Raw genomic sequence first — 10,971 nt, forward strand, 5'->3', positions numbered from 1 at the left:
AGCAAGTGATGAAGGTAATGCGGGTCTATCCGGCCAAGCCGGCCGATGTCTATCTCTACGCCACCTGTCTGGTGGACCTGTTCGACCCGGAGGCGGGGCTCGATGCCATCGCCCTGATCGAGCGGGAAGGGATAAGGGTGCACTTTGTCGAGAAACAGACCTGCTGCGGGCAGCCGGCCTACACCTCGGGTCATGAAGAGGAGGCGCGCCAGGTGGCCAAAAGCCAGATGGCGCTCTTTCCCGAGCCCTGGCCCGTGGTGGTGCTCTCGGGCTCTTGCGGCGGCATGATGCACCATCACTATGGCCGCCTCTTTCCGGGCAACCCCGAGGTGGCGGCGTTTTGCGAGCGGGTGTTCGAGCTGACTGAATTCTTGGCCCAGATCTGCCGGGTGCGCTGGCGCGCGGTGGGGGAGGCGAGCATCGTCATGCACACCTCCTGCTCGGCCCGGCGCGAGATGCAGGTACACACCACGGCCCGCGCCCTGCTGGGGCAACTGGGTGGCGTCACCTTGCACGAGCAGGCCTACGAGAGCGAGTGCTGCGGCTTTGGCGGCACCTTCTCGGTGCGCCATCCCCACATCAGCCAGGCCATGGTCGAAGACAAGACCCGCCACCTGCTGGCGACCGGCGCCGACACCTTGGTGAGCGCCGACTGGGGGTGTCTCTTGAACATCAAGGGCTCCTTGGCCTATCAGGGCAAGACACTGCCCGCCATGCACCTGGCGAGCTTCCTGCTCGCCCACAGCGAGCCGGTGGCTCAGGGCTTACCAGCGCAAAAACAGGGGGCCCATCATGAGTGAGCATGCCAAGTATTCGCCGCGCCGCTTCCATCCCCAGGCCGAGGCGGCCCTGGCCGACCCCGTGCTGCGCCAGAATTTTCGCGGCGCCATGGATTACCTGCGCGCCAAGCGCCGCGATGCCTTTGCCGATCCGGCGGAAGAGGACGCGGTGCGCGATGCCGCCGAGAGCATTCGCCAGCGCTGCCTCTCGCGCCTGCCCGATCTTTTGGTGCAGCTCGAAGCCAACTGCGAGCGAAACGGCATCCGGGTGCACTGGGCCCAGACCCCCGATGAGGCCAACGCCATCATCCTTGGCATCGCCCAGCAACACGGGGTGAGCAGCATCGTCAAGGGCAAGTCCATGGTGAGCGAGGAGGTGGGCTTCAACCACGAGATGGCGCGCCACGGCATCCGCTGCCTTGAGAGCGACATGGGGGAGTTTATCGTCCAGCTCGATGGCGATACCCCGTCCCACATCATCATGCCCGCCATCCACAAGAACAAGCAGGAGGTGAGCGACACCTTCGCCCATCACCTAGAAGGTTTCACCCCCACCACGGACGTGGACGCCCTGATCCAGACCGGGCGGCGGGCCCTGCGTGAAGAGTTTCGCCGCGCCGGCATGGGGCTCTCTGGCGTCAACTTTGCGGTGGCCGAGACCGGCAGCCTGTGTCTGGTCGAGAACGAGGGCAACGGGCGCATGTGTACGACGGTGCCGAAAGTACACGTGGCCATCACCGGCATCGAGAAGGTGGTGGAGTTTTTATCCGACGTGCCGCCCCTTTACAGCGCCCTGACCCGCTCGGCCACCGGTCAGGCCATCACCACTTATTTCAACGTCATCAGCGGCCCGCGCCGGGCAGGGGAGCTGGATGGCCCGGACGAGGTGCATCTGGTGCTGCTCGACAACGGCCGCAGTCAGGCTTATCGGGACGAGGAGCTGCGAAAGACCTTGCAGTGCATCCGCTGCGGCGCCTGCATGAACCACTGCCCTGTCTACACCCGCATCGGTGGCCATGCCTACGGCACCATCTATCCGGGCCCCATCGGCAAAATCATCTCCCCCCATCTATTGGGGCTCGAAAGCACTCAGGACTTGGTGACCGCATCGAGCCTGTGCGGCGCCTGCGGCGAGGTGTGCCCGGTGCGCATCCCCATTCCCGATATGTTGCAGCGCCTGCGCCGGGAGGCCAAACATGACGCACAGCCCGGCCACGAGCCGCTGGCGGGGCAGGGGGCGGCCAAGAGCCGGCTTGAAACCCTCGCCATGCAAGGCTTTGCTTTCGCGGCCACCCACCCGCGCCTCTATCACGCCGCAACCAATGTGGCCGGTCGCCTGCGAGGCTTGATGCCCAAACATCTGGGCCCCTGGACCCAGTGCCGCGAGGCCCCCCAACCCGCCCCCCAGAGCCTGCACGCCCTGCTGCGCCAGAAGAAGAAGGAGTCCTGAGATGACCAGCAAAGAGGCCATATTAAGCCGCCTGCGCGGCGCCGCCACCCCCATATCTCACGCTCCCCATGGCTGGCAGCCCTGGCGCGGGGCAGACGACGGCGCGCGGCGCGAGCGCTTTCTTGGCATGATCCGCGCCAGCCACGCTGAGATCCTCACCGTCACGGAGGCAACCCTGGCCCGAGATCTGGCTGCCTGGCTGGATGGGGAACAGATTCAGACGTTGGCCTGCGGTCAGGGGGGCCGCTGGCAAGAGGCGGTCGCGGCCGCCTGCGCCGGGCGCTCTGTGTTGACTCCGGCGGGGGCGTTCGCCAGTTGGAAGGAGGCGCTGTTTGATCAGATGCAGGCCGGCATCACTCACTGCGCGGGGGCCATCGCCGATACCGGGACGCTGGTGCTGCTACCCGATGGCGGCGAGCCGCGCACCCTCTCCTTGGTGCCCCCCTGCCATATCGCCCTGCTGGCGGCCTCCACCATCGCCGACAACCTGGCGGGGCTGGTGAATGCCGGGCGCTGGCAGCAGGCCATGCCCACCAATTTGCTGCTGGTCTCCGGCCCCTCCAAGACCGCCGATATCCAGCAGACTCTGGCCTACGGCGCCCATGGCCCGAGCCGCCTGTTGGTAGTGCTGGTGGAGGATTGCTGATGAGCTGGAGCCAATTTGACGCCGCCGTGCTCTCGCGCATCCCGCCGGAGCGCTTGGTGACTGACCCGGATCTTCGGCTCGCCCACGGCACGGACGCGAGCTTCTACCGCTTGGTGCCCGAGCGCATCGTGCGCCTCGACTCCCTCGATGAGGTGCGTTTCGTGCTCGGGGTGTGCCGCGAATTGCACCTGCCGTGCACCTTTCGCGCCGCCGGCACCAGCCTCTCGGGTCAGGCCCTGAGCGATTCGGTGCTCATCACCCTGACCGACAGTTGGCGCGGCCACCGCATTTTGGACGAGGGGGCCCGCATTGCCCTGCAACCCGGAGTGATCGGCGCCGATGCCAACCGCTATCTGGCGCCTCTGGGGCGCAAGATTGGGCCGGATCCGGCCTCCATCAACGCCTGCAAGCTCGGCGGCATCGCCGCCAATAACGCGAGCGGCATGTGCTGCGGCACCGCCCACAACAGCTATCACACCTTGCACGCCATGACCTTGCTGCTGGCCGATGGCACCGTGCTGGATAGCGGCGATCCGCAAAGCCGCGCCGCCTTTGCGGCCAAGCGCCCGGAGCTGCTCTCCGGGCTCACCGCCCTGCGCGCCGAGGTGCTGGCCAATACCGAGCTTGCCGCGAAAATTCGCCACAAGTACCGGCTCAAAAACACCACCGGCTACGCCATCAATGCCCTGCTCGACCATGCAGATCCCATTGATATCCTCACCCACCTGATGATTGGCTCGGAGGGAACCCTCGGCTTTATCGCCGAGGTGGTGCTCGACACCGTGCCCGAATACCCCCACAAGGCCTCGGCCCTGCTGGTGTTTCGGGACGCCGAGCAGGCCTGTCTGGCCACTTCGCGCCTGAAAAGTGCCCCGGTGGCGGCGGTGGAGCTGATGGATGGGCGCTCCCTTCGCTCGGTGGCGGGCAAGCCCGGCCTGCCGGACTTTATCAAGGCGCTGGATTTAACCGCCTGCGCCCTGCTTGTCGAGGTGCATGGGGAATCGAAGGAAGAGCTGGTCGATCGCTGCGAGCAGGTGACGGCCATGGCCGCCGAGTTCGCTCAGGTCGCCTCTGTGCCCTTTACTACCGATAGCGCCGGGCTCTGGGCCATTCGCAAGGGGCTCTTCCCGGCGGTGGGGGCGGTGCGCACCACCGGCACCACCGTCATCATCGAGGATGTCGCCTTTCCCATCGAGCGCCTTGCCGAAGGGGTGGCGGGGCTGCAAGCCCTGTTCGATCGCTTTGAATACAGTGAAGCCATCATCTTTGGCCACGCGCTGGAGGGGAACCTGCACTTCGTCTTTACCCAGGGGTTCGATGATCCGGCGCAGGTGGCCCGCTACGGCGCCTTTATGGATGCGGTGGCCGAACTGGTCGCGGTGCGCTTTGGCGGATCGCTGAAAGCCGAGCACGGCACCGGCCGCAACATGGCCCCCTATGTGGAGCTGGAATGGGGGCCGGAGGGGATGGCGCTGATGCGCCGCATCAAGGCGCTGCTTGACCCCGATAGCCTGCTCAATCCCGGCGTCATCATCAACGACGACCCCAATGCACATCTGGCCCACCTCAAACCCATGCCGGCGAGCGATGCCATCGTCGACCCGTGCATCGAGTGCGGCTTTTGCGAGGCAGTCTGCCCCTCGCGCACCCTGTCGCTCTCACCGCGCCAGCGCATCGTGCTCTATCGGGAGCTGTCGCGTCGAGGCCGCGCCAATGAGCCCTCCCACGAGCTGGCCCGGCTGTTTGACTATCAAGGGATTGAGACCTGCGCCGCCACCGGGCTGTGCGCCGATCGCTGCCCGGTGGGCATCAACACCGGCAGTCTTATCAAGAAGCTGCGCACTGACAAGTACAGCCGCTTCGTGCCCATCGCCCGCTGGAGCGCCGATCACTTCGCCGGGGTCACCCGCACGGCGCGCGGGGCTCTCGGCCTTAAAGCCATTGCTGGCAAGGTGTTGGGGGAGAAAGCGATGGCAGGATTGGTGGGGAGCGTGCGCAAGCTCAGCGGCCAGCGCACCCCCGCCTGGCTGCCCACCCTGCCGGGGCCGAGCCGCTATCAGTGGCCGCAAGGGGAGGGGAGCCATGGCGGATCCCGCGAGCGGGCTGTGGTCTATCTGCCGTCCTGCGCCAGCCGGGTATTCGGCCAGCAGGAGGAGGCCCCGTCACTGCCGGACGTGGTGTTATCCCTGCTCAAGAAGGCGGGCTGCCGGGTCATAGTGCCGACGGGGGTTGAGGGGCTCTGCTGCGGCATGCCCTATGACAGCAAAGGGATGAGTGAGGTGGCAGAGGGCAAGCGTACTGAGCTGGCCGAGGCCCTGTGGCAGGCAAGCGAGCAGGGGCGCTGGCCCGTGCTGCTCGACACCAGCCCCTGCGTGCAGCGGCTGCTCTCGGGGGCGCTTGGCAAGGGCCTTCGGGTGTTTGAACCTTCCGCCTTTGTGCTGGAACACCTGCTGCCCCACCTTGAGCTGACCCCCATCGATGAGACCGTCATGCTCCATATCACTTGCAGCAGCCGGCGCATGGGGCTCGGCGATAAGATGCTGGCGCTGGCCCGCGCCTGCGCCCGGGAGGTGATCGTGCCTGAGCATATCCAGTGCTGTGGCTTTGCCGGCGACAAGGGGCTGATGACCCCTGAGCTTAACGCCGCCGCTTTGGCCTGCCTGCCCGCCCAGGTGCCCAGGGATTGCCGTCAGGGATTCAGCAACAGCCGTACCTGCGAAATGGGGCTCAGCCAGCACGCCGGCATTCCCTATCACAGCATCCTCTATCTGGTGGATCAGGCGGCGAGATAAATAATCCCCCCGGCAGAACGAGTTCTGTCGGGGGGATTGGGCGGATATGTAAGTTGGGGGGTATGACTACATCGATTGCAATTTCCACAGAAAATAAGTAGGTGCTTCTTTTGGCATGAGGTCACGTTTTACAACTATCTTATCTTTGCTTGAAATTCAGGGAAATTACTCAATGCATCAAATGCAGAAAAAACACTCCAGCCATGTTTTCTCAACACGTGAGAAGTTGTCATGTTTATCAACACGGCGACCTTTCGTCTAGGCCAGCAAAGATCGATTGAAATAAATTCTCCACCATCATTGATAACTATACCAAGCTCCGGGCCAGGAAGAGCGGAGGTTTGACATTTTAACACCAATCCTTCCAAGGCTGAATCAGTGTATTTTACTATATTGTTATAATTAAATACGTCAAACTTATGTTGTTCACGCCGACATTCGTTAATTTTCAAAGTATCCTCATTGCTTACATATAAATGACCGTGGTGTGGTTGCTTTTTATGGCAGTCCGCACACAATGCTCGCAAGTTTTTTCTGCTATTGTCAGCTTTATTTCCATTGATGTGATGGATATGCAGTAATTTAGTTTTCTTGGTAAGATTAACCCCGCATTGCTCACAGGTATAGTTCAACTCACTTCTTAGCTTCGATGAAATTACCGGCCAATCAGGTGTATAACTACTTGACTGTAGTGCTACAGTGGACTTGGGTAAAGACTTAAAGTATGAACTGTAGGTTTCGAAAAAATTAGCATATGAGAAACCATCAACTAATTTAGCCTTGTCTCCCCAGTCGAGATTTGAAAAATTCTTGTGATTAAGGAGTGCAAGACAATTCTGGCATACGGCAAGTTCGGCCTCGCCGTTAATAGTTTCATGTGAATGGTATTCAGAACCGAATACGGGAAAAAAACCATCCATTCGATTGATAACATCATATCTGTCATTGAATCTTCCACGTTCACGCATACCTATGATTGTTTTGCACTCTGCAACGTGTACTCGTTTTGCTCCTTTTTGCTTACCATCAGCAAGAGCCTGATTAATAAAGGTACCTTGATCTGGAATGTACAACATAACCTGATGGCCATTGTAGTGAAGTATGCCTTCGCTGCCATCAATATCATCCAGCTGGATGTCTTTTCCTAAAATCATCCCACTTTTCAGGTGTTCCCCAATATCTATCCATCCTCCAGATAGGCTCTTTATTGAAAAGTCTGTTACTATCTTGCCAAGAGGTGCAACTGCCCGATGCAATGCACTGAGATCAATGTTCAGTTTCAATTAATTATTCTCCAATATTCGCTTGATTTGAATATCGGCATTAGTTATGGCTCTAAAGGAAACACGACGAGATTGTGCCGCATCTTCCACTCCATCTTTCATGATTAAACGAGAAGAAGAGAAACCAACAGCTGCTATATTTTTTTTGATCCATATTGTTTCATCAGGCATCAATCCATAGGCGTATTCCAACACGGCACGGGTTCGTCCTTGAGATAGGCGCATGTTATAGAAGTAAGCTTGGCTTTCGCTCGAACCTCTAAGCCCTGCGCTTGATGTATGTCCCTCAATTCTAATCTCATTGAGAGACTCACGATAAGGTCTCAGTACATCTATATATCTAGGGAAAAAGTCATTCAAAATATTTTTGTATGCGTAACTCAGAGTTGTTTCATTGTTAGCGAACAAGACGTCAGGAGACTGAAAGTTAAATGCTAGAGTTTCTTTGTCTATGGTTGCCCCCCACTTGTTGAGGTCATTTTTAAATTCTGTTTGTAGCGCCTCATAGATAGCTACTTGATTCTGTTGATAAGCTACAGCGACATCCTTTATCTTGTCATTTTTTTTCTGAGTATTCATCATGAAAACGATGGCAATGAACAAGAATACCATCATCAGACCGGCCATTAGATCAGAAACGGTCAGCCAATGTTCGCCATTCTCCTGGGTTGAACTACTGGTTCCAAAGAACTTTTCCATTATGCTACTCGCTTACTCACAACTTCATTCATTGCCTGGGTCAATTGAATCGCCCCGGCTTCTCTAGACACTTTCGAGCCGTTCGAAATATTGTTTTTCACACTCTACTGGCGATAGCCCATTGTTGAAACTGTGCCGACGTTTGGGGTTGTAAAACATTTCAATGTAATCGAACACATCCTGCCGAGCCTCCTCGCGATCCGCATAGGTTTTACGTCGGATCCGCTCGCGTTTGAGGAGCTGAAAGAAACTCTCCGCTACTGCGTTGTCATGACAATTGCCGCGTCTGCTCATGCTGGCTTTGAGCCGATGCTCCCGCAAAAAATCCTGCCAGTCATAGCTGCTAAACTGGCTCCCTTGGTCGGAATGAACCAGCACTTCCTGCTCGGGTCGCCGTCGCCATACTGCCATCAGTAACGCGCTGATAGCCAGCTCTCGGTCGATACGTGGCCCCATTGACCAACCAATGACTTGTCGTGAGAACAAATCCAATACCGCGGCCAGATAGAGCCAGCCTTCATGAGTTCGGATATAAGTGATGTCCGTTACCCAGACCTTATTTGGCTCAGTCACATCGAACTGGCGTTCAAGATGATTCGGTGCAACCACGGTTGGCCGGCCGCCATAATGACCGGGACGGCGACGATAGCCGGTTTGTGAACGTAAACCTTCATGACGCATTAATCGCGCCACCCGGTGTTTCCCACAGGTCTCGCCCATCTCTCGCAGGTCATCCCGGATCTTGCGATAACCATAGACGCCACCGCTTTCTAGCCAACATTGCTTGATCTGGCCCAGGAGACGTTGGTCTTCCTGAGCTCGGGCAGATAAAGGCTGGTGCAGCCAAGCATAATAACCGCTCGGGTGGACATTCATCATCCGACACAGTCTGCGGATGGGATGTGCGGACGCGTGATCCTGAATGAAGGCGTACCTTACCCTGACAGCTTGGCAAAGTACGCGGCGGCCTTTTTTAATATATCTCGCTCATCGGTGACACGCCGCAGTTCTGCCTTGAGGCGCCGAATTTCGGCTTGCTGGCTGGAGTCATTCTGTTGCTGCGCTTCGGGTTGGCTGTAGCGTTTGATCCAGACATAAAGACTGTGGCTGGAAACACCAAGTCGTTCAGCGACCTCTGCCACTGGGTAATGGCGCTCAGTCACCTGCTTGACGGCGGCCAGTTTGAATTCTTCCGTGTAACGTTGCTGCTTGCTCATAACACCTCCTGAATGACCTCAGTTTGAGGCTCTTGGGGTGTCTAGGAAAGTAGGGGCGATTCAAATCTGATGTAATCTTCAACAAACTTACCACTGACTTGTGCCAGAGCTTGCCCCATCTCGTTCATTACTCGGTTTATTTCTTGCTGCATTGCAGAGTCAATTAGTTTCAGTTGGGAGTCAACTGCTTCGGCGGTAAAACCAACTTGCTGTTTAACTTGAGCTTCCATTGCATCGAATGTTCGTTTGGCTTGATTGATCTGCTGGGTAGCAGCTTCATCAATCACGTCATTCAATTTCAGCTGAAGTTTTTCCGCAGACTGAATGACGGTATCGCGTACTTGTACGGTATCGGCTACCAAATTTTGGTTAGCTTCTTTCATAGTTGAGGTCATATCTTTTGCATCGATAACCATTTTTTCAATCATGTCGCGCATCACACTATTAAGGTCGCTTACCGCATCTTGTAGGTGCTGCTTGATGATATCAGTTTGAGCCTGTAAATAGTCGGAGCTGGTTTGTAATGCCTCATTGGTGCGAGACGTGTTATCAGTGAATTCGTTGGCTGCTACTTCAACATCTTTGCTGATACGTTCAGAGCTTTCTTTCAGCCTCTTACCGACATGAGTGATCCCCTTTTCTGTCTCAGTAGCAAATTTTTCTAGCAGGACATTGGAGGTATTAATGTGAGTTTTGATGTACTCATCGGATTCAGATAGTAACTGTTTATAGTGCTCACTGGCTGTAATAACTGCCGCAGATATATCATTAACAGTCGCCTGTACCTGCTGCTGTATTTGTGGTACAGCTTCGACAGCTTTGTCACGCATTATTTTAAATGCTTCAAGGTGGCGTTCCAGCTCAGTGAGTTGATGCTGGTTCACTTCCATGACATTTTTTAAATCATTCATGGATTCAGGAATTACTTTGCTTTGTTCGCTAATATGGGCTACCGAGGCCTCGGTGGCAGTAATGGATTCAACACCACGTGCATATTGTTGTTGCATTTGATCCAATTGCTGCTTGTAGTTCTCCTGCCACTCAACCAATTTGTGAACAGCTTCATTGAGATGCTTAAAGTTTTCACCAAATTGTTCAGTGATTTTGTTATTGAAATCAACAATAACTTGCTTGAGAGCTTCGATAACTTGTTCAGTTGCAGACTTGGATAAGGTATCCGCGAAGTCTTGCAGCTTCAGCCATAACTTTTCAGAGAATGCCTCAAAGTTATGTTGGTTTTTCTCGGCTTGAGTCATAGAGCTGTTCAAAGACAGCTTGGCATTATCATTAATATCTCCACGCAGAATTTTAAGTTGGCCAAATAATGTCGATTCTTCATTACCTGTCATCGCTTCTTTTAGCGCTATTATTTCTATTGTTTGAACTTGCATTGCTCCTAGTATTGCCTCTGGGGTAGCATGAGTAATATTTTCTTCGACCAATTTTGGTTTGAGAAAGGAAAACGTTGATAAGGTCTTGAAGACAAGTGAGAAAAGAATGCCCGCTAAGCTGGTTATGAAGGCAGTCTTTAGGCCTTCCAGAAGGGAGGGGATGCTGGCCTCAATATCATTTTGATTAAAGTCGAGAAGACCCATCACAATGCCCAAAAAGGTACCAAAAATACCTGTGGTGGTTAATAATGTAGGTACATAATTTACGAATTCTACCTGTGTTCCCTTTTTGGCAAATCTGAGCCCGAGAGCAAATACGGCCAGCATGCTGAATAAAAAAACAGTATTGACCACATCCGAATTAAGACTGCGTAGTAAATTTTCTAATATGACCATGTTGATTCTCTATCATTAGTGCTTTTCGATTAAGAAGGTTTATTTAAAAACCATCATTTCATTTTTATAAAGTTATGTATGGCTTGTTATATCAGTTGTGTAATGTGTTTCGATAATTGATGACCTTGCGTTTAGAGTCACTACCACACGGATTTCAGCTTCCATTATGCTGTCTTCAAGCAGAATTAAAAAGAAATAAACTATAGCCACTCCTTGGCTGCCTTTTGGGGTTCTGAGGGCCGGATGAGTAGGGTACCAAGCGCAGCTCAATTTGTTGAGCGAAACGTTTTACTAGGGGAGGGATTTGGTGCGTATTTT

8 protein-coding genes are annotated in these 10,971 nt (G+C 55.2%); 4 read left to right on the forward strand and 4 right to left on the reverse strand.

The annotated features are described in order from the left end of the window. Positions 1–8 precede the first annotated feature (8 nt). Genes FE240_RS06490 through FE240_RS06505 form a run of 4 tightly spaced genes read left to right on the forward strand, consistent with a single transcriptional unit; the run spans position 9 to position 5,667 of the window. Entirely contained in the window at positions 9–800 is a 792-nt protein-coding gene (locus FE240_RS06490; protein ID WP_193004473.1) for a (Fe-S)-binding protein, read from the forward strand. Continuing rightward, on the forward strand, positions 793–2,229 hold the full coding sequence (locus FE240_RS06495) for a LutB/LldF family L-lactate oxidation iron-sulfur protein (RefSeq protein WP_193003853.1): 1,437 nt from the start codon (positions 793–795) through the stop codon (positions 2,227–2,229). Before FE240_RS06490 ends, FE240_RS06495 begins: the two co-directional genes overlap by 8 nt. 1 nt (position 2,230) lies before the next feature. Beyond that, positions 2,231–2,875, forward strand: coding sequence for a LutC/YkgG family protein (locus FE240_RS06500; RefSeq protein WP_193003854.1), 645 nt, complete (start codon positions 2,231–2,233; stop codon positions 2,873–2,875). Then, entirely contained in the window at positions 2,875–5,667 is a 2,793-nt protein-coding gene (locus FE240_RS06505) for an FAD-binding and (Fe-S)-binding domain-containing protein (protein ID WP_193003855.1), read from the forward strand. Before FE240_RS06500 ends, FE240_RS06505 begins: the two co-directional genes overlap by 1 nt. 134 nt (positions 5,668–5,801) lie before the next feature. Here the strand turns inward: FE240_RS06505 and FE240_RS06510 are convergent, their stop codons facing one another. The 4 genes from FE240_RS06510 to FE240_RS06525 form a co-directional block, all read right to left on the reverse strand. Then, positions 5,802–6,950, reverse strand: coding sequence for an HNH endonuclease (locus FE240_RS06510; protein WP_193003856.1), 1,149 nt, complete (start codon positions 6,948–6,950; stop codon positions 5,802–5,804). Next, positions 6,951–7,649, reverse strand: a complete 699-nt coding sequence (locus FE240_RS06515) for an OmpA/MotB family protein (RefSeq protein WP_193003857.1) — start codon at positions 7,647–7,649, stop codon at positions 6,951–6,953. 63 nt (positions 7,650–7,712) lie between these two features. Then, positions 7,713–8,866 (reverse strand): IS3 family transposase gene (locus FE240_RS06520; protein WP_193003858.1). Its coding sequence is split into 2 segments (ribosomal slippage): positions 7,713–8,626 and positions 8,626–8,866, totalling 1,155 coding nucleotides; the frame shifts between segments, so codons are not numbered across the junction. A gap of 41 nt (positions 8,867–8,907) precedes the next feature. After that, positions 8,908–10,653: a hypothetical protein gene (locus FE240_RS06525; protein WP_193003859.1), complete on the reverse strand. Its 1,746-nt coding sequence runs from the start codon at positions 10,651–10,653 to the stop codon at positions 8,908–8,910. Positions 10,654–10,971 lie beyond the last annotated feature (318 nt).

The sequence above is a fragment of the Aeromonas simiae genome, assembly GCF_014892695.1.
GTDB lineage: Bacteria > Pseudomonadota > Gammaproteobacteria > Enterobacterales > Aeromonadaceae > Aeromonas > Aeromonas simiae.

Excerpts from the sequence above, each read along its gene's own strand:
- FE240_RS06500 (WP_193003854.1), top strand. The coding sequence starts at position 2,231 with ATGACCAGCAAAGAGGCCATATTAAGCCGCCTGCGCGGCGCCGCCACC.
- FE240_RS06495 (WP_193003853.1), top strand. The coding sequence starts at position 793 with ATGAGTGAGCATGCCAAGTATTCGCCGCGCCGCTTCCATCCCCAGGCC.
- FE240_RS06505 (WP_193003855.1), top strand. The coding sequence starts at position 2,875 with ATGAGCTGGAGCCAATTTGACGCCGCCGTGCTCTCGCGCATCCCGCCG.
- FE240_RS06490 (WP_193004473.1), top strand. The coding sequence starts at position 9 with ATGAAGGTAATGCGGGTCTATCCGGCCAAGCCGGCCGATGTCTATCTC.
- FE240_RS06515 (WP_193003857.1), bottom strand. The coding sequence starts at position 7,649 with ATGGAAAAGTTCTTTGGAACCAGTAGTTCAACCCAGGAGAATGGCGAA.
- FE240_RS06525 (WP_193003859.1), bottom strand. The coding sequence starts at position 10,653 with ATGGTCATATTAGAAAATTTACTACGCAGTCTTAATTCGGATGTGGTC.